Origin of the sequence: Nonomuraea monospora (assembly GCF_039531895.1) — a bacterium.
Taxonomy (GTDB): Bacteria; Actinomycetota; Actinomycetes; order Streptosporangiales; family Streptosporangiaceae; genus Nonomuraea; species Nonomuraea monospora.
The window spans coordinates 64505-82809 of the sequence record NZ_BAAAQX010000005.1; the positions used below are offsets into that span (position 1 = coordinate 64505).

The 18305-nt window shown below is 72.8% G+C and carries 17 protein-coding genes; 10 read left to right on the forward strand and 7 right to left on the reverse strand.

Going from position 1 to position 18305, the window contains the following annotated elements; translation table 11 throughout:
- Nucleotides 1–78: 78 nt before the first annotated feature.
- Nucleotides 79–2676: a LuxR C-terminal-related transcriptional regulator gene (locus ABD331_RS11515; RefSeq protein ID WP_344473510.1), complete on the reverse strand. Its 2598-nt coding sequence runs from the start codon at nt 2674–2676 to the stop codon at nt 79–81.
- A gap of 75 nt (nt 2677–2751) precedes the next feature.
- On the opposite strand from ABD331_RS11515, the gene ABD331_RS11520 reads away from it, so the two are divergent.
- From ABD331_RS11520 to ABD331_RS11530, 3 genes are all read left to right on the forward strand, one after another.
- Nucleotides 2752–3828: a hypothetical protein gene (locus ABD331_RS11520; RefSeq protein WP_344473512.1), complete on the forward strand. Its 1077-nt coding sequence runs from the start codon at nt 2752–2754 to the stop codon at nt 3826–3828.
- A gap of 104 nt (nt 3829–3932) precedes the next feature.
- Nucleotides 3933–4271, forward strand: a complete 339-nt coding sequence (locus tag ABD331_RS11525; RefSeq protein ID WP_344473514.1) for a YciI family protein — start codon at nt 3933–3935, stop codon at nt 4269–4271.
- A 31-nt stretch (nt 4272–4302) separates the two neighbouring features.
- A complete protein-coding gene (locus ABD331_RS11530) occupies nt 4303–5613 on the forward strand; it encodes an RNA polymerase sigma factor (RefSeq protein ID WP_344473516.1) in 1311 nt (436 codons plus the stop codon).
- Here ABD331_RS11530 and ABD331_RS11535 read toward each other — a convergent pair.
- Both ABD331_RS11535 and ABD331_RS11540 read right to left on the reverse strand, forming a co-directional pair.
- Nucleotides 5593–6687 carry a cytochrome P450 gene (locus ABD331_RS11535; protein ID WP_344473518.1) on the reverse strand — a complete coding sequence of 365 codons (1095 nt, stop codon included), beginning with the start codon at nt 6685–6687 and terminating at the stop codon, nt 5593–5595. The two genes, ABD331_RS11530 and ABD331_RS11535, sit on opposite strands and share 21 nt — an antisense overlap.
- A gap of 273 nt (nt 6688–6960) precedes the next feature.
- A complete protein-coding gene (locus tag ABD331_RS11540; protein WP_344473520.1) occupies nt 6961–7413 on the reverse strand; it encodes an ATP-binding protein in 453 nt (150 codons plus the stop codon).
- Between the two features lie 171 nt (nt 7414–7584).
- On the opposite strand from ABD331_RS11540, the gene ABD331_RS11545 reads away from it, so the two are divergent.
- Entirely contained in the window at nt 7585–8052 is a 468-nt protein-coding gene (locus ABD331_RS11545) for an adenylyltransferase/cytidyltransferase family protein (protein ID WP_344473522.1), read from the forward strand.
- Nucleotides 8053–8260: 208 nt separating this feature from the next.
- Here the strand turns inward: ABD331_RS11545 and ABD331_RS11550 are convergent, their stop codons facing one another.
- On the reverse strand, nt 8261–9118 hold the full coding sequence (locus ABD331_RS11550) for an NAD(+)/NADH kinase (protein ID WP_344473524.1): 858 nt from the start codon (nt 9116–9118) through the stop codon (nt 8261–8263).
- Between the two features lie 68 nt (nt 9119–9186).
- On the opposite strand from ABD331_RS11550, the gene ABD331_RS11555 reads away from it, so the two are divergent.
- Nucleotides 9187–10038 carry a DUF72 domain-containing protein gene (locus tag ABD331_RS11555; RefSeq protein WP_344473526.1) on the forward strand — a complete coding sequence of 284 codons (852 nt, stop codon included), beginning with the start codon at nt 9187–9189 and terminating at the stop codon, nt 10036–10038.
- Here ABD331_RS11555 and ABD331_RS11560 read toward each other — a convergent pair.
- The 3 genes from ABD331_RS11560 to ABD331_RS11570 form a co-directional block, all read right to left on the reverse strand.
- Nucleotides 10035–11357 (reverse strand): enolase C-terminal domain-like protein, encoded by a 1323-nt coding sequence (locus ABD331_RS11560; RefSeq protein ID WP_344473528.1) that lies wholly within the window; start codon nt 11355–11357, stop codon nt 10035–10037. The genes ABD331_RS11555 and ABD331_RS11560 overlap by 4 nt on opposite strands.
- Before the next feature lie 8 nt (nt 11358–11365).
- Nucleotides 11366–12280, reverse strand: coding sequence for a 5-dehydro-4-deoxyglucarate dehydratase (kdgD, locus tag ABD331_RS11565; protein WP_344473530.1), 915 nt, complete (start codon nt 12278–12280; stop codon nt 11366–11368).
- Between the two features lie 124 nt (nt 12281–12404).
- Complete coding sequence (locus ABD331_RS11570; RefSeq protein WP_344473532.1) at nt 12405–13331, reverse strand: LysR family transcriptional regulator; 927 nt, start codon at nt 13329–13331, stop codon at nt 12405–12407.
- A gap of 169 nt (nt 13332–13500) precedes the next feature.
- Here ABD331_RS11570 and ABD331_RS11575 point away from each other — a divergent pair, with 169 nt between their 5' ends.
- From ABD331_RS11575 to ABD331_RS11595, 5 genes are all read left to right on the forward strand, one after another.
- On the forward strand, nt 13501–14508 hold the full coding sequence (locus ABD331_RS11575) for a Bug family tripartite tricarboxylate transporter substrate binding protein (protein ID WP_344473534.1): 1008 nt from the start codon (nt 13501–13503) through the stop codon (nt 14506–14508).
- 63 nt (nt 14509–14571) lie between these two features.
- Nucleotides 14572–15123 (forward strand): tripartite tricarboxylate transporter TctB family protein, encoded by a 552-nt coding sequence (locus tag ABD331_RS11580; RefSeq protein ID WP_344473536.1) that lies wholly within the window; start codon nt 14572–14574, stop codon nt 15121–15123.
- Between the two features lie 9 nt (nt 15124–15132).
- Nucleotides 15133–16641 carry a tripartite tricarboxylate transporter permease gene (locus ABD331_RS11585; protein ID WP_344473538.1) on the forward strand — a complete coding sequence of 503 codons (1509 nt, stop codon included), beginning with the start codon at nt 15133–15135 and terminating at the stop codon, nt 16639–16641.
- Nucleotides 16638–17033 (forward strand): universal stress protein, encoded by a 396-nt coding sequence (locus ABD331_RS11590; RefSeq protein WP_344473540.1) that lies wholly within the window; start codon nt 16638–16640, stop codon nt 17031–17033. The genes ABD331_RS11585 and ABD331_RS11590 overlap by 4 nt, the downstream gene beginning before the upstream one ends.
- The gene (locus ABD331_RS11595) at nt 17030–18304 is read left to right on the forward strand and encodes an enolase C-terminal domain-like protein (protein ID WP_344473542.1); all 1275 of its coding nucleotides are present in this window, start codon (nt 17030–17032) and stop codon (nt 18302–18304) included. The genes ABD331_RS11590 and ABD331_RS11595 overlap by 4 nt, the downstream gene beginning before the upstream one ends.
- Nucleotide 18305: the final 1 nt, after the last annotated feature.

An 18305-nucleotide genomic window follows, 5' to 3' on the forward strand; every position in this document is an offset into this window, starting at 1 on the left:
TCAGGTCAGGCCACCTGAGCGGGCGCACTGCCTCGACGCCCGGGTCAGGCCGCCGGACCGGGCGTGCTCCGTCGGCGCTCACTCCAGAAGGTCCATCAGCCGCGCCAGCCCGGCGCGGCTGCTCACCCCCGTCCGCTCGTAGACCTGGACGAGCGTGTTGGCCACCGTGCGGCGCGACAGCACCAGCCGCTCGGCGATGTCCGGGTTGCTCAGCCCGGAGGCGGCGAGCTGGGCGATCTGCCGCTGCCTGGCCGTGAGCCCGGGGACCGCCAGGCCGACCAGCGCCGGCGTGCGCGCCGTGCCGCACCGGCGGGCCAGCGTCCACGCCCGCGTCTCGGCCGCCCTCTCCGCCCTGCGCAGCCCGTCGCGGTGGTGGCCCGCCGCCGCCTGCGCGGCGGCCTCGGCGGCGTGCAGCGTCAGCCCGAGTCCCTCCAGCGCCTCCGACACCTGCTCCAGCTCGGCGGGGGTTCTGGCGCGGGCGTGCCTGGCGAGGACGGGAGCCAGGTCCCCCTCCACGACCTGCGCCAGCCACCCCAGCCGGTCGGCGACCCGCTCGCCCGCGCCCAGGCGGACGACGTCGTGCAGCGCCAGCAACTCGTAACCGGGAAACACGGTCGCGCCCTCAGCGCCCGCCCCATGTAGTTCTCCCCTGGCCGCCCGTGCCGCGCCCAGGGCCGCCTCCACCGCGCCCTTGACGTCGCCCTCGGCGGCCAGCGTCCACGGCCTCGCCAGCAGGAAGGCGAACTCGGTCTCGTGCGGGCCCGGCAGCACCAGCTCATCGGCCAGCCGCAACGCGCCCTGCATCGCCGCCACGTCCCCGGCCAGCGCGTACGCGTGCACCAGCTCAGCCAGGCACATCCCCGCCTGCATCGTGCGGCCCCGCAGCCGGACGAGCGCCTGCCTGCACAGCCGGACGGCCTCCGCGACCTGGCCGCGCAGCCGCAGCACCTGCGCCCGCCGCGCCGCGAACGCGACCAGCGCCCGGTCCCAGCCCGCGTAGTCCTCCCCGATGCGGTACCCGATCCCGGCGAACCGCTCGGCCGCCGCCAGATCCCCCGCCAGCACGGACGCCGCGGCCCCCGCCCCGGCCACGGCCGCCGTGATCGAGGGCAGCTCCTGCTCGGGCCCGCGGCCGATCAGGGCCAGAGCCTCGTCCGCCGTCGCCATGGCCTGCCGCGCGAGCCCCCGCCCCAGCAGCAGGTACGCCTCCACCCCCACCACCCCGGCCGTCACCCGGGAGCCGCAGGGGCCGATGGCGCGGATCTCGTCGAGCGTGGCGCGGGCGACGCCGAACAGGCCGGTGGCATGCTCGATCGAGGACCTGACCGTGAGCACCCCCTGCCGCGGCTCCACCTCGGACATCAGCTCCCGCGCGTCCGTCAGCACGGCCCGCGCCTCCTGCGCCCGCCCGAACCCCCAGAACAGGTTGAGCGCCCGCACCACCTCGTACTCGGCCAGCGTCTGGTCGTCCATCGGCGCGCCGGCCAGCCCGGCCAGCACCTCCTGGGCCTCGCCGTAGCGGTCGGCGTAGCTGAGCACGTTCGCCAGGGGAATCCCGGCCGCGACGCCGCCGCCCGCGGCCAGCGCCGCCCTGCCGAGCCTGGCTGCCAGCTCCAGGTCTCGTACGGTGCGCGCGATGTGGCACGCCCTGACCAGCGGGGCCGGGTCGGCGGCGGTGCCGCTGTCCAGCCGCCAGACCGCGACGCGCAGCAGGTCCTCCGGCGTGCGCGGGCCCGCCGACTCCAGCGCCCCGGCCAGGCCGCGCAGCACCTCGCGGGTGCGCAGGGCGCCGCAGCCCGCCCGGATCACCTCGCCGTGCAGGGGGTGCGCCAGGCGTACCACGAGGTCAGGGGTGGTGACGGCGGCGAGCTGGCGGTCCTCCAGGCCACGCAGGGTCTCCTCGGGCACGAGCCGGGTCAGGGCCGCCAGGGGCAGCGGCTCGCCGTACGCGATGAGCTCCAGCGCGGCCCGCTCACCGGTCGTGACGTCGCCCAGGCGGCTCTCGATCAGCTCGCGCAGCCGCGTCGTCACCGGGATCTCGCCCTGCCCGCGCCACACGCCGTGCTGCTCGGCGAGCGTCCCCCCGGACTCACCCGCCAGGACGAGCTCGCGCAGGAACAACGCGTTGCCGCCGCTCACCTGCCACAACCGTTTGGCGGTGGCCGGCTCCACCTGCCCGCCCAGCGCGCCCGCCAGGATCTCCGCGGCCTCGCCCAGCGTCAGGGGGGCCAGGTCCAGGCGCGGGAGCAGCCCGTCCTTCCACAGCGCGGTCACCGCGTCGGGCGCCCGCTCGCCGGACCTCAGCGTGACCAGCACCTTGATCCGGCCGTCCGCCGCAAGGTGGTGGACCAGCGCGGCCGAGACGGGGTCGAGCAGGTGGGCGTCGTCGGCCAGCAGCGTCCTGTGCCGGGTCGCGATGGCGTCGGCCGCCCAGCGGAGCACGTTGTGGCCGGGCGCATCGGGCGGCAACAGGTGCGCCACCGCCCCCAGCGGAATACCGGACGCCGCAACCGTCGCCCTCACCACGGCAACACCCGGCTCGCGGACGGCCTCGGCGGCCAGTCTGCTCTTGCCCACCCCCGCCGGGCCGGCGAGCACGGCGCCCTTGGAACGCAGGGCCGCCGCCACCGAGGCCAGCTCGGACGTCCGGCCCGCGAAAGGCCACAGGGCACGCACAAGGGGATGATAAGCCGCCCTTTTGAGTAAGCCCATGCTCTATGCGCAGACCGCCTCCACCGGCACGGTGTGGACATGTCGCACGCCGACCCCACCCCCCTCGTACGGCAGGCACTGGACCTCCCGGACGCCGAGATCGCCGCCACCCGCGTGGAGCCCCTCGCGCACGTGCCTGGCACCCCCTCCACGGGCTCCCTGCGCAGGGTCTCCGGCACGACCACCTGCGGGCGCACCTGGTCGTTCGTCGTCAAGCGCATCCAGTCGGCGCGCCACTGGCCGCACCTGCACCTCGTCCCCGAGGACGCGCGTGACCGCTTCGTCGCGATCTTCCCGTGGCGGATCGAGGCCGACGTGTACGCGTCCGGCAGGCGGCTGCCGCCGGGGCTGCGCATGCCGCGCCTGTACCTGCTCGACGACCTCGGCGACGACCGCCTCGACCTGTGGCTGGAGGACGTGCGCACCCGCGGCCCCGCCGAATGGGACCTCGCCAGGTACGCGGCGGCGGCCCGCGTCCTGGGCAGGCTGGCCGGCATGTACCCGGCCGCCGGGCCCGGCGAAGGACCCGGGTTGCGCATGTACGTCACCAACCGGGTCATGGCGGGCGCCGTGCCCGCGCTGCGCGACCCGTCCGTCTGGCGTCACCCCCTCGTCGAGCCGCACGCCGACCCGCTGCTGCGGATGGACCTCGACCGGCTCGCCCACCGCGTCCCGGACCTGCTGGCCGCACTCGACGCCCTGCCGCACACCATGGCGCACGGGGACGCCAGCCCCGAGAACCTGCTCGTGCCCGCCTCCCGGCCGGACGAGTTCGTCGCCATCGACTGGGGGTGGCAGGAGCCGGTGCCCGTCGGCTTCGACCTCGGCCAGCTCCTCGTCGGCCGGGCGCACGAGGGGCGGCTCGAACCCGGCGAGCTGCCCGCCGTCCACCGAGCCGTCCAGGAGGCGTACGCGCTGGGCCTGGCCGACGAGGGCGCGCCGGCCGGCGGGCTGGCGGCCGGGTACGTCACCTCGCTCGTGCTGCGCAGCGCGTTCACCGCGATCCCGGTGGAGCGGCTGGGCGAGCCGGTCACCGCGGAGCTGGCCGAGCTGTTCCGCAAGCGGGTCGGGCTGGCCCGCTTCCTGGCCGATCTCGGGCTCGGGCTGCCATCGTGAAAGTCGCGGCAGAATTTTTCCCGGGGCGTGTCCTTCCGCGGTCGTCCCGTTCGTAGAGATGGCGACGCGGCGCTCCGGCCGCGACGACGACAGGGAGACCGGACATGAAGTACATGCTGCTGATCAACAGCGCCGCCGAGGAGAGCGACGCCGAGGGCGCCTCGTTCGAGGAGTGGATCGCCTACGACAAGAGCGTCAGGGAGTCGGGCGTCTACGTCTCGGGCGAGTCGCTCGCCGACCTCACCACCGCCACCACCGTCCGCGTGGACGCCTCCGGCGAACGGACCGTCACCGACGGGCCGTTCGCCGAGACCCGGGAGGTTCTGGGCGGCTTCTACGTCATCGACGTGCCCGACCTCGACGTCGCCCTCGACTGGGCGTCCCGCTGCCCGGGCGCCCGCGGCGGCGGCTCCGTCGTGGTCCGGCCGGTCGCCGAGTTCTGAACGAGGGAGCGGTGATGGTGGCGGTGGCGTCGTGACGGCGGGTGGGGAGGGGGTGGCGGGGGTCGGGCCGTCGGTGGAGGCGGTTTTCCGGGAGGAGCGCGGCCTGCTGCTCGCCGCCCTGGTGCGCCGCTTCGGCGACCTGGACCTGGCCGAGGAGGTCGCGTCGGAGGCCATCGAGGCGGCCCTGGTGCACTGGCCGTCCGACGGCGTGCCGCCGAACCCGGGCGCCTGGCTGATGACCACCGCCCGCCGCCGCGCCGTCGACCGCCTGCGCCGCGACCGCACGTACGCCGCCCGCCTGGCCATCCTCCAGGTGGAGGCGGAGCGCGCGGGCCCGGCCGCACCCAGCACCGGGGACGGCGAGCTGCCGGACGAGCGGCTGCAGCTCTTCTTCACCTGCGCCCACCCCGCCCTGTCCGCGGAGGACCGCGTGGCGCTGACGCTGCGCTGCCTGGCCGGGCTGACCACGCAGGAGGTGGCGCGCGCCTTCCTGCTGCCGCCCGCCACCATGGCCAAGCGCATCGTCCGCGCCAAGAAGAAGATCCGCGAGGCCCGCATCCCGTTCCGCGTGCCGGGCGCGGACGAGCTGCCGGGGCGGCTGCCCGGCGTGCTCCAGGTGATCTACTCGATCTTCACCGAGGGGTACGCCGCCAGCGCCGGCCCCGACCTGCAACGGCTGGACCTGGCGGAGGAGGCCATCCGGCTGGCCAGGATCCTGCGCCGCCTGCTGCCCGGCGAGCGGGAGGTCGCCGGGCTGCTCGGCCTGATGCTGCTGGTGCACGCCCGCCACGCGGCCAGGATCGGCGCGGACGGCGAGCTGGTCCTGCTCGACGACCAGGACCGGAGCCGGTGGGACCGCACGCTCATCGAGGAGGGTCAGGGTCTGGTGATCGTGGCGCTCACCGGCGGCCCGCCCGGCCTGTACGGGGTGCAGGCCGCCATCGCCGCCCTGCACGACGAGGCCGCCGACCTGGCCACCACCGACTGGCCGCAGATCGTGGCACTGTACGACGTGCTGCTCTCGCTGGCCCCGTCCCCGGTGATCGCGCTCAACCGGGCGGTGGCGGTGGCCATGCGCGACGGCGCGGAGGCGGGGCTGGCGCTGCTGGACGAGCTGGCCGGGGAGCCGCGGCTGTCCGGCTACCACCCGTACGCGACGGCGCGCGGCGACCTGCTGCACCGGCTGGGCCGCCACCGCGCCGCCGCCGACGCCTACCGCCAGGCCCTCGGCTGGGCGGGCACGGAGCCCGAGCGGGCCCATCTGCGGCGCCGTCTGACGGAATGCGAGACGGCCGCCGACGGCAGCTCAGAAGACGTCAGTTCAGGAGACCGCGACGACTAGCCCCCTGATCTCGTAGCCCCCGATGTCGTTGTTGAACGTCACCCTGGGCGCCGCCGCCATCCTGACCCCCTCCATGGCCAGCAACCGCGTCAGGAACACATCGGTCTCCAGGATCGCGATCCCGGATCCCGGGCACTTGTGCGGCCCGTCCCCGAACGCCAGCGCCGCCGCCCCCGTCCCGTCGCCCACCGCCCGCCCGGGCCGCACGGCGAGCGGCTCGTCGCCGACGGCGGCGGGGTCGGTGTTGGCGGCGTCCACCAGCACCTCGACCACCGCACCGGCGGGCACCGTGACGGGCCCGTCGGCGCCGGGAAGCTCGATCGCGGCCGTCGTGCGCCGCCGCAGCCTGCTCACCACCGGCTCCAGCCGGACGATCTCGTGCAGGACGGCCAGCCGCCCCGGCTCGTCCGCCTCCCGGTAGCGGGCGAGCAGGGCGTCGTCGGTGAGCAGGTGCCAGGCCGCCACGCAGATGAACTCGCGGGTGGTCACCATCCCGGCCGCCGCGAACGTCAGGCACTCGCCGAGGATCTCCGCCGCCGAGCACCCGTCGTCCAGCAGGTGCGAGATGAGGTCGTCGCGCGGCTCGCGGCGGTGGTCGCGGATCGCCGGGCGTACGTCGGCCAGGTAGACGCGCATCCAGTTGGCGTTCTGCCTGAAGATCCAGTAGAGGCCGTGGAGGCTGGTCAGCCCCGGTTTGCCGTACTTCTCGGGGAAGAAGCGCTCCAGCCGTTCGCGGATGCCCGGCTTGCTGGAGGTGAGCCCGATGATCGCGCTCGCCACCTCGATCGCCATGCCGAAGCTCAGCTCGGAGAGCTGGGCCTCGCCCGCCGCCCGCAGCTTGGCGAGCTGCCGGTCGGCGACGTCGGCCATCAGGCCGCGGTACCGCTCGTCCACGCGGCGCGGCGTGAAGAACCGGGCGGTCTGCCGACGGTCCTCCCGGTGCTCCGGGCCGTCCCGGTACAGCACCGGCCGCCTGACCTTGGCGGGCAGCTTCTCCACCGTCTCGACGCCCAGCCCCGCCTGCACGGTGGCCTCGCTGCGCAGCACGGCGCGGGCCGTCGCGTGGCCGCTCACCTGCCAGGTGCCGTCATCCGCCCGGCGAATGGGACAAACCTGCCGCTCAGTACCGGACCGCTCAGTGCCGGGCCGTTCGATGCCGGGCCGCTCAGTGCCGGGCCGCTCAGTGCCGGGCCGTTCAGTGCCGGGCCGTTCAGTGCCAGGTCGCTCGATCTTGCGAGCGTCGCCGTCATACCGACTCACGCCGCGCGTCTCCCGTCCGTACTCGGATCCCGCTGACCATGCTCCAGCGCGCCCGCCTCCGGATCAACCCCGCGCGGAACCGCCGCCCTACACGGCCACCCGCGCGGGCAGCCGCTGCTGCGACAGCTCGAACCAGACCGTCGTCGCCCCCGCCTCCCTGACGAACCCCCAGCGGTCGCTGAGCGCCTCGATCAGCGGCAGGCCGCGCCCGCTCGTCGCCTGCATGCTCGTACGGCACACGCACGGCGGCTCGTCCGACCCCCCGTCCGACACGAACACCCGCACCACCACGGCCGAGCTGACCACGCTCACCGTGAACGAGCCGCCCGCGCCGGACTTGGTGTGCAGGATCGCGTTCGTGGCCAATTCGCTGGTGAGGAGCGCCACGTCGTCGTAGAGCGGGTGATCGCGGCCGAGCGCCGCGCCGACCAGCTCTCTCGCCCTGGCCACCTGCGACGGCATCCCCGGCAGCCGGACCACGTGGTCGCCCGCGCCGGTCTGGTCATCCCCGTTCACGTGCTGCGAGTCCGGCGGCGCCACGGCGACCTCCCCCAAATCCGGTGACGTTATGAGACGCGCGGGGGGCGGCCCGGAGATTATCGCGAATAGGTAGTAATGACCTTTCCCGAGGTCGCTTGCACGTCCCGCTTCACCGACCGAGTACGCTGCGATCGACGAGTCGTCTAGGCCCGTGGGGGAGCAGGAGGTCGCGTGAGCAGCCTGGAGGCCGTCTGGACGCAGCCTTACGAGCGGCCGGGGGCGGCGGTCGTGACCGGCGTCTTCGACATTCTGCATGTCGGTCACGTGCGCTATCTCGGCGCGGTGGCGGCGCGCGGGCTGCCGCTGGTGGTGGGCGTCGAGGACGATCCGCGCGTGCGCGCGTGGAAGGGGCCGACGCGCCCGTTCAACCCATCGGCGGAGCGCGCCGAGGTGCTGGCCGCGCTCCGCTTCGTCGCCGGGGTCTTCATCGTGACGGGGCCGCCGGAGGCGCACGGGCCTGACGACTACATCGACCTGCTGGCCCCGATGCGGCCTGCCGCGCTCGCCCACACGGCCGGTGACCCGCACGCGGGGGCCCGGGCCGCTGCGGCGGCGATCCTGGGCGCCGACTGCTGGGAGATGGCCGCCATCCCGGACCGCTCGACCACGCGCATCGTCAACGCGGCCGGCAAGGGCTGACCCCCACCGCCCGCGCCTGGCGATCCAGGCCCCGCGCGAGCATGAGCGCGGGCAAGCCATGGGGTAAGGGCGCGTGGCGAGGGGCGCACTACGAGGGGCAGTGGCACGCTGAGCACGGTGCGAGGCGCATCGGCCGCAGCGCGAAAGGCATGGCCGCGCCGGGCACAGCGCGAGGGAGCCTGGCGCGCGTTGGCTGCGGCGCGAGGGCTCAGTCGACCTCGGCGCTCCCGTCAACGCGCAGTTTGCGCCGCGCCCGCTCGTAGAACGTGGTGCCCAGCCGCACCACCTTCGCGGCCCCCGGCCACGCGGTGACCGTGACGCTGTCGCCCGGGCACAGGTGCCCGACCACGGCCCCGTCCACTTCGACGGCGAGCCGCCCGCTGGTGGGCAGCACCTGCAGCGTCACCTCCTCGTCGGCGGGCAGCACGAGCGCCCGGTTGAAGGCGGAGTGCGCGGCGGCGGCCACGACGAGGACGGCTTCCACGCGGGGCGACACGATCGGCCCGCCGGCGGAGAAGCTGTAGGCGGTGGAGCCGGTGGAGGTGGCGACGATGACGGCGTCGGCGGAGTAGCGGACGAAGGGGCTGCCGGACGGCGTGACGGACACGGCGGCGAGCCCGTCGCCCGGGATGCGGACGAGCGCGATGTCGTTGAAGGCGGTGACGTCCACCCCGGCGACGGAGCTGCGGATGGCCATGCGCGGCTCGATGGTGTAGGCGTGCTCGTCGATGGCCGACAGCGTGCCGGCCAGTTCGTCCACGTTGATCTCGGCGAGGAAGCCGAGCCGCCCGAGGTTCACCCCCAGGATGGGGGTGGGCCGGCCGGCGAGCAGCCGCATGGTGCGGAGCATGGTGCCGTCGCCGCCGAGGCCGACGAGCAGGTCGGCCCGTTCCACCAGGGTGGTGGCGTCCACGGGGACGGCGGTGCAGTCGATGCGGCCCACCTCCTCGGGCAGGCCGAGCACGGTGGCGCCTTTGTCGGCGGCCCACCGCAGGATCGTGTCTATCGCCTTCTTGGAGTCGCGCTGAGGATGCAGTACCAGCCCGACCGTCCCGACCATGCCCATGCCGCCCACATTACGACGAGCCCGGACGCGGCGGCGTGACGGGGGCGAGTGGCGATAACGTCGTGCCCATGCGGCTTCACGTGGGATGCGCGATGTGGGCACATGCGCGCTGGCAAGGACGTTACCTCCCCGGCAACCTGACCCCGGGTGACCGGCTGCGCGCCTACGCCACCTGGTGCGACGCGGTGGAGGGCAACACGACGTTCTACGCCACCCCGCCGAGGGCGGCGGTCGAGTCGTGGGCGGCGCAGACGCCGGAGGACTTCCGGTTCGTGATCAAGCTGCCCAAGCCGATCACGCACGAGCGCCGCCTGGCGGGCGCGGAGGAGGAGCTGCGGGCGTTCCTGGAGGCGATGGAGCCGCTGGGGCCGCGCGTGCACGCGTTCTGGGTCCAGCTTCCCGGCTCCTTCTCCCCCGCCGACCTCGGCACGCTGGCGGCGTTCCTGCGGGGCCTGCCCCGCGAGCACCGTTACGCCGTGGAGGTGCGGCACCGCGCGTTCTTCGCGGAGGAGCGGGCCGAGCGGCTGCTGGAGCGCGTGCTGGCGGCGGTGGACGCCGAGTGGGTGCCGTTCGACACGACGGTGATGTTCGCGAGCCCGCCGACCAGCGACGCCGAGCGGGACGCGTGGATGAAGAAGCCGCGCGTGCCGCGCCGCACGCGGGCGCTGACCGCCCGCCCGATCGTGCGTTATCTGGGGCGCGACGCCGAGGAGCGGACGGTCGAGGGCTGGCGGCCGTGGGTGGAGCAGGTGACGGGGTGGCTGCGCGAGGGCCGCGAGCCGACGGTGTTCGTGCACACCCCGGACAACGCCGACGCGCTGCGGCTGGCCCGCCGTTTCCACGACGAGGTGCGCGCCGGCGTCCCGGAGCTGGAGCCGCTGCCCGACCCGATGCCGGACGAGCCGCTGACTCTTTTCTAGCGGACGAGGCAGGGCCGCTTCGGGTCGAACACCCAGCCTTCGACCAGGAACCGCATGGCGACGGAGTCGTCGCGCGCGCCGAGCCCGTGGCGCAGGTACAGCTCGTGGGCCGCGGCCAGGGCGTCCCTGTCGAGCTCGACGCCGAGGCCTGGCGTGTCGGGCACGTCGATGGCGCCGCCGGTGATCAGGAACGGCGCGGTGGTGAGCGCCTGGCCGTCCTGCCAGATCCAGTGCGTGTCCAGCGCGGTGATCTCGCCGGGCGCGGCGGCGCCGACGTGCGTGAACATGGCCAGCGAGATGTCGAAGTGGTTGTTGGAGTGGGAGCCCCAGGTGAGCCCGAAGTCGTGGCAGAGCTGGGCGACGCGCACCGAGCCCGCCATGGTCCAGAAGTGCGGGTCGGCGAGGGGGATGTCCACGGCGTCGGAGCGGATGGCGTGGGCCATCTCGCGCCAGTCGGTGGCGATCATGTTGGTGGCGGTCGGCAGGCCGGTGGCGCGGCGGAACTCGGCCATGGTCTCCCGCCCGGAGAAGCGCCCCTCGGCGCCGCACGGGTCCTCGGCGTAGGCGAGCACGCCGCCGAGGCCGCGGCACAGCCGTACGGCGTCGGACAGCAGCCAGCCGCCGTTGGGGTCGAGCGTGACGCGCGCCTCGGGGAAGCGGGCGGCCAGCGCCCTGACGGCCTCGACCTCGTCCTCGCCGGGCAGCACGCCGCCCTTGAGCTTGAAGTCGGCGAAGCCGTAGCGCTGCTGGGCGGCCTCGGCCAGCGCGACGACGGCGTCGGGGGTGAGCGCCTCCTGGCGGCGCAGCTTGGACCAGGCGTCGTCGCCGCCGTCGTCCATCAGGTAGGGCAGGTCGGTCCTGCCGGTGTCGCCGACGTAGAACAGGTAGCCCAGCATCGGCACCCGGTCGCGCTGCCGCCCCTCGCCGAGCAGGTCGGCCACGGGCAGGCCGAGGTACTGGCCGTGCAGGTCGAGCAGGCAGGACTCCAGGCCGGTGACGGCGTGCACGGTGGTGCGCAGGTCGAAGGTCTGCAGGCCGCGCCCGCCGGCGTCCCTGGAGGCGAACCGCTCGGACACCGAGCGCAGCAGGGCGCGGTAGCGGGCCACCGGCCGGCCGGTCAGCAGCTCGGCGGCCTCCTCGATGGTGCGCCTGATGGCCTCGCCGCCGGGCACCTCGCCGAGCCCGGTGCGGCCGTCGGAGTCGGTGACGATGACGACGTTGCGGGTGAAGAACGGGCCGTGGGCGCCGCTGAGGTTGAGCAGCATGCTGTCGTACCCGGCGACCGGGACGACCTCGACCCCATGGATCGTGGGAGACACGAGAGCCCCTAGCTGATCTTGTTGATGAGGGCGGTCAGCTCGGCGAGCTCACCGTCCTTGAGGTTCGACAGCGGCGGGCGCACCGGGCCGGCCGGGCGGCCGACGGCGGCCAGCCCCGCCTTGATGATCGACACGGCGTAGCCCTTGGTGCGGTCGCGGATGTCCAGGTAGGGCACCACGAACTCGCGGATGCGCCGGTAGACGGCGGCGTGGTCCTGGGCGCGCACGTCGGCGTAGAAGTCGAGCGCGTACTGCGGCACGAAGTTGAAGATCGCCGAGGAGTACGTGCTCATGCCGAGCTGCAGCAGCGGCAGCGCGAACGTCTCGGCGGTGGGCAGGCCGCCGATGTAGGCCAGGCGGTCGCCGACGGCGGCGTAGATGCGGGTGAGGTTCTCGATGTTGCCGACGCCGTCCTTGAACCCGACGAGCGTCTCGTTCCGCTCGGCCAGGGCGGCCACGGAGCGGTCGTTCAGCACGGCGTTGGCGCGGCTGTAGACGATCACGCCGAGGCCGCTGGCGCGGCAGACCGCGGAGACGTGCTCGACCAGGCCCTCCTGGCCGGCCTCGGTGAGGTAGGGGGGCATGAGGAGGATGCCGTCGGCGCCCGCGGCCTCGGCGGCCTTGGCCTGGGCCACGGCGTTGGCGGTGCCGCCGGTGGCGGGGGCCACGACCGGGACCTTGCCGTTCACCTCGCTCACCGCGGCACGGACCACCTGGTCGATCTCGGCGGCGGTGAGCGAGAAGCCCTCGCCGGTGCCGCCCGCCGCGAACAGGCCCGCCACGGGGTACGAGCTCAGCCACGACAGGTGGTCGCGGTAGCTGGCCTCGTCGAACTCCAGGTCCTGGGTGAAATGGGTGACGGGGAACGACAACAGACCACTCTTGAGCTGTGTGGCGAGCTCCTGCGGGGAGTAATGGGGCATGGCGGACGCTCCTCGCTTCACTGCGGTCGTGGGACTTTTCCCGCACCGCCGGTAAGAACTGACGCCGACAGGCTAAGGAAGTGGGGCGATACTTGTCCAAGTGCGATTATGTATCCGGCGATACTCAACGAGCATCATCGGCTTCCAGGTCGGGCAGGAGTTCGAGCACCCGGGCCAGCGCGGGGTTGGTGGACTCGCGGCTCCAGATGACGTGCAGCTCGACCGGCTCGCCGTTGCCGCCGTCGCCGTCGAGCGGGTCGCCGCCGCCGCGTACCAGGTCACAGAAGGCGATGCCGTCCACGCCGAGGGACCGCGCGCTGGCGGGCGTCAGCGCGACGCCCCGGCCCGCCGCGACGAGCAGCACGGCGGTGAGGATCTGGTGGACCTGCTGCTCGATCCGCGGGTGGGCGTTGGTCAGGAAGCGCACGGTCAGCTCGTGGAAGTAACGCGACTGGACGGGGTTGTAGCTGATCACCGGCAGGCCGTCGAAGTCGTCGGGGGCCAGCGGCCTGCCCAGCTCGGACAGCGGGTGGCCGAGCGGCACGGCGGCGCACAGCGGCTCGCGGAAGACGACTCGGGAGTCGAGGGTGTCGATGTCGAAGGGCGGGCGGGCCAGGCCCAGGTCGAGCTCGCCGCGCAGCAGCCCGTCCACCTGCCCTGCGGTCACCCGCTCGTGCAGGATGACGTCGATCTCGGGAAGCTGCTCCGACAGCCGCCGCAGCAGCGCGCCGAGCATGCTGATGGCCGAGACGGCGGTGAACCCCAGCCGCACGGTGCCGGCCGCGCCGCTGGCGATCCGGCGCGCCCGGTCGCCCGCGGTGTCGACGAGGGAGAGCATGCGGCGGGCGTCGTCGAGGAAGCCGCGCCCGGCGTCGGTGAGCACGACACGGCGGTTGTCACGCTCCAGGAGCGTCACCCCGATCACCCGCTCCAGCTTCTGTATGTGCCTGCTGAGCGGGGGCTGGGTCATGCGTAGCCGATCAGCCGCGCGGCCGAAGTGCAGCTCCTCGGCGACCGCCACGAAGGCTCGGATCTGATCGAGTGTTAGCATGATGCACGAAGAGTATCACTTGATACCGAATTGAGCCTGGACAGGCATCGAGGCTGGTCCATAGTCTCCGGAGACTACAGAGCGGAAACCTTGCCGTAACCTTACGCAACCCTCTCTCCGCTTCACAGAGATCCACGGGCGGCTCCCCGCCCGCATGAAGGAGAAGTCAATGCCGACATCTCGGACAGCCCCCCGTCGCATCCTCCTGGGTGTCGCCGGCGCCGCCGCCGCGATCACGCTGACCGCCTGCGGTGGTGTCAAGACGACCTCCTCGGGTGGCGGGGACGGCGAATATCCCACGGGCAACATCGAGTTCAGCGTGGGCGCCTCCGCGGGCGGCTCGACCGACCTGATCACCCGGTCCCTGGCCAAGGGCATCGGCCAGGAGCTCGGCGTCTCCACCCCCGTGCTGAACAAGCCGGGCGCCAACGGCGCGCTGAACGCCAAGGAGCTGCAGTCGGCCAAGGCCGACGGCTACAAGATCGCCGTGCAGAACGCCTCGCTCTTCACGATCACGCCGCTCACGGTGTCGGCCGCCGAGGCCACGAAGATCGACTCGTTCGACGTCATCACCGGCATCTCGCGCGACGACTACGTCATGGCGACCAGCACCCAGTCCGGCTACAAGTCGATCGACGACCTGAAGAAGGCCGGCAAGACGATCAGGTACGGCACCACCGGCGTCGGCACCGGCGCCCAGCTCGCCTCCGCGCTGACCTTCAAGTCGGCCGGCGTCGAGTCCACCGCCGTGCCCTTCGACGGCGGCGCCCCCAACCTGACGGCCCTGCTGGGCAACCAGGTGGACGTGTCCACCATGCAGATCGGCGAGGCCATCGAGAACATCAAGGGCGGCAAGCTCGTCCCGCTCGCGGTCTTCTCGCAGGAGCGCATCCCGTTCCTGCCCGACGTGAAGACGGCCAAGGAGCAGGGCTACGACGTCCAGGTGACGCAGTACCGGTTCCTGACCGCGCCCAAGGGCACCCCGGAGAACGTCAAGGCCAAGCTGCTCGACGCGGCCAAGAAGACGTTCGCCACCGCCGAGTACAAGAAGTTCAACGAGGACAACTCGCTGACCCCGATGGAGGTCTCCCCGCAGGAGGTCCTCACCTCGCTGCAGAACGACTCCACCACCTTCAAGGCACAGCTCGACAAGTTCGGCATCAACCTGGCCGGTTGATGACGACGGCGGCGGCCGGGCTCACCGGCCGTCGCCGTCCGGCACAAAGGAGTGTGCATATCCATGACCGACCCCGCGAAGCCGCCCGGCGCGGAGCCTGAGCACGCCGCTCTCGCGACCGACCTCCAGGAGGAGGCCGACCGGCTCCAGGCCGAGCTGGACGAGGCCAGGCCACCGCACGCGGGTCCGATCTCGCAGATCGCGGCCGCCGTGGTGACGCTCGCCGTCGGCGTCTTCGGTGCGGTCGGCTCGTACGCGCTCGGGCTCGGCAAGCTCACGCAGCCCGGCCCGGGCCTGTGGCCGTTCGCCATCAGCGTCGTCATCATCGTGCTGTCGGCCGTGCTCCTCGTCACGGGCCGCGGCCTCCAGGACACCGAGCGGTTCTCCCGCTCCAGCCTGCTCACCGCGGTGGGCCTGGTGACGCTCGTCGGGCTGGCCGCGCTGCTGCCGGTGATCGGCTTCGAGATCCCCTCGCTGCTGCTGATGTTCATCTGGCTGCGTTTCCTCGGCAAGGAGTCGTGGCGTTCCTCCATCGTGATCAGCATCTGCGCCGTGGCCGCGTTCTACGTGCTCTTCGTCGTGCTGCTGCAGATCCCGCTCCCTCGCCTCATCTGAGAAAGTCACATGGACATCTCCCCGATCCTCGACGGCTTCGGCGTCGTCCTGGAGCCGACCAACCTGCTGTACTGCCTCATCGGCGTCATCATCGGCATGCTCATCGGCGTGCTGCCCGGTCTCGGCCCCGGCGCGACCATCGCCATCCTGCTGCCGATCACGTACGGCATCGGGCCCGTGTCGGCCATCATCATGCTGGCGGGCATCTTCTACGGCGCCCAGTACGGCGGCACCATCACCTCGGTCCTGCTCCGCCTGCCCGGCGAGGCGTCCTCGGTCGTCACCGTCTTCGACGGCTTCGCCCTGGCCAAGCAGGGCAGGGCGGGCACGGCGCTGGGCATCGCGGCCATCGGCTCGTTCATCGGCGGCACGGTCTCGATCATCGGCCTGACGCTCGTCGCCCCGGTCGTGGCCGGCTTCGCGCTCGACTTCGGGCCGCCCGAGTACGCCGCGCTGGGCATCCTGGGCGTGCTGCTGATCTCCTCGATCGGCAACGGCAACAAGCTCAAGGCCATCATCGCCGCCTGCATCGGCCTGCTGATCGCGACCGTGGGCCGCGACACGTTCACCGGCGCCGAGCGCTTCACCTTCGGCAGCCTGAACCTGGCCGAGGGCATCGACTTCATCCCGATCGCCATGGGCCTGTTCGGCCTCAGCGAGATCCTCTACAACCTGGAGGAGCGGCACAACCAGGTGCACGCGCCGGCCAAGGTCGGCAACGTGTGGCCATCGCGCAAGGACCTCGGGCAGGCCAAGGGCGCCATCGGGCGCGGCTCGGTGATCGGGTTCGTGCTGGGCGTGCTGCCCGGCGGTGGCGCGGTGCTGTCGTCGCTGGCCGCGTACGCGCTGGAGAAGCGGCGCGCCAAGCAGCCCGAGCGCTTCGGCCAGGGCGCCGTGGAGGGCGTGGCCGCTCCCGAGACCGCCAACAACGCCGCCGCGACCTCGTCGTTCATCCCGCTGCTGACGCTGGGCATCCCGGCGAACGCGACGATGGCGCTGATGTTCGGCGCGCTGCTCATCCAGGGCATCCAGCCGGGGCCTCAGCTCGTCACCGAGCACCCGGACGTGTTCTGGGGCGTCGTCAACTCGATGTACATCGGCAACATCCTGCTGCTGGTGATGAGCATCCCGATGGTGGGCGTGTTCGTCCGCATCCTACGGGTGCGACCGGCCATCATGGCCCCGATCACGGTGCTGATCACGCTGCTGGGCGCGTACACGGTGCGCAACCAGGCCTACGACATCTTCCTGGTGATCGTGTTCGGCGTGCTGGGGTACTTGATGAAGAAGTTCGGCTTCGAGCCGGGGCCGCTGGTGCTGGCGTTCGTGCTGGGCTCGATGATCGAGAGCTCCGCGCGGCAGGGGCTGCTGATCTTCGGCGGCAACCCGGCCGGGTTCTTCACCCGGCCCATCTCCGGCACGGTGTTCGCCCTGGTGCTGATCGTGGCGGTGTGGCCGCTGATCCGTAAGGCGATACGCCGCAAGCCCACCGATCGTGTTGAGGAGAAGATCTCATGACCATCCTCGTCGGTTACCTGCCGACGCCCGAGGGCGAGGCCGCCGTGGACGCGGGCCTGCGCGAGGGCGCGCTGCGCGGGGAGCGCGTGATCATCGTGAACTCGCCGCGCCGCGGCGCCCCCATCGACGAGCACAAGATCGACGACGCGGCCGGCGCGGAGTTGCTGCGGCGGGCGCGGGAGGCGGGCGTGGACGCCGAGCTGCGCCAGCCGCTGCACGACGACGACCTGCCCGAGACGTTCGAGGCGCTGGTCAAGGAGACCGGCGCGACGCTCGTGGTGATCGGGATCCGGCACCGGTCGCTGGTCGGCAAGTTCATCATGGGCAGCGAGGCGCAGCGCATCCTCATGGAGTCAACCGTCCCCGTGCTGACGGTGAAGGCGGCCCAGTGACTGTCAGTGAGGCCGGGCGGGTCAGCAGGGTCGTCGTCACCCCGGTCGCCTTCCGCGACCCGCCGCTGCTCAACGTCGTGGGCGTGCACCAGCCGTACGTGCTGCGCACCATCGTCCAGGTGCACACCGACGAGGGCCTGGTCGGCCTCGGCGAGACCTACGCCGACCAGGCGCACGTCGAGCGGCTGGAGGCGGTCGCCGCCGCCCTGCCCGGCGCGGACGTCTTCGACCTGCACGCCCTGCGCCGGATCGTCGGCGAGACGCTCGGCGCCGCCACCGGCGGGGCGGGCGCCAGCTTCGGCGGCATGCTGGAGGTCTCCAGCGCCGTGGACACCGTGGTGTCGCCCTTCGAGGTGGCGCTGCTGGACCTCCAGGGCAGGGCGACCGGGCGGCCGGTGAGCGACCTGCTCGGCGGCGCCGTACGCGACCGGGTGCCGTTCTCGGCGTACCTGTTCTACAAGTGGGCCGGCCACCCGGGCCACGAGGAGGACACCTGGGGCGAGGGCCGCACGCCCGAGCAACTGGTCGAGCAGGCGCGGCGGATGATCTCCGAGTACGGCTTCACCGCCGTCAAGCTCAAGGGCGGCGTGTACGAGCCCCGCCACGAGTTCGAGACCGTCGAGGCCCTGGCCGCCGCCTTCCCCGGGCACGCCCTGCGCATCGACCCGAACGGCGCCTGGACCGTCGAGACCTCGATCAAGGCGGCCGACCGGCTCTCCGGCCTGCTGGAGTATTTGGAGGACCCGACGCCGGGCATCCCCGGCATGGCCGAGGTGTCCAGGCACACCGACCTGCCGCTCGCCACGAACATGTGCGTGATCGCGTTCGAGCACCTCAAGCCCGCCGTCGCCGCCGACGCCGTGCAGGTCGTGCTCTCCGACCACCACCTGTGGGGCGGGCTGCGCCGCTCGGCGCTGCTGGGCGGCATCTGCGAGACGTTCGGCATGGGGCTGTCGATGCACTCCAACTCGCATCTCGGGGTCAGCCTGGCCGCCATGACGCACCTGGCCGCCGCCACCCCGAACCTCACCTACGCCTGCGACACCCACTACCCGTGGAAGACGGAGGAGGTCGTCAAGCCGGGCGCGCTGGAGTTCTCCGGCGGGTCCGTCGCCGTGCCGAAGGGGCCGGGGCTCGGCGTGGAGCTGGACGAGGACGCGCTGGCCGCGCTGCACGAGCAGTATCTGACGTGCGGGCAGCGGGCGCGCGAGGACACCGCCTACATGGCCTCGATCGTGCCGGGCTTCACCCCGAACACCTCCCGCTGGTAGC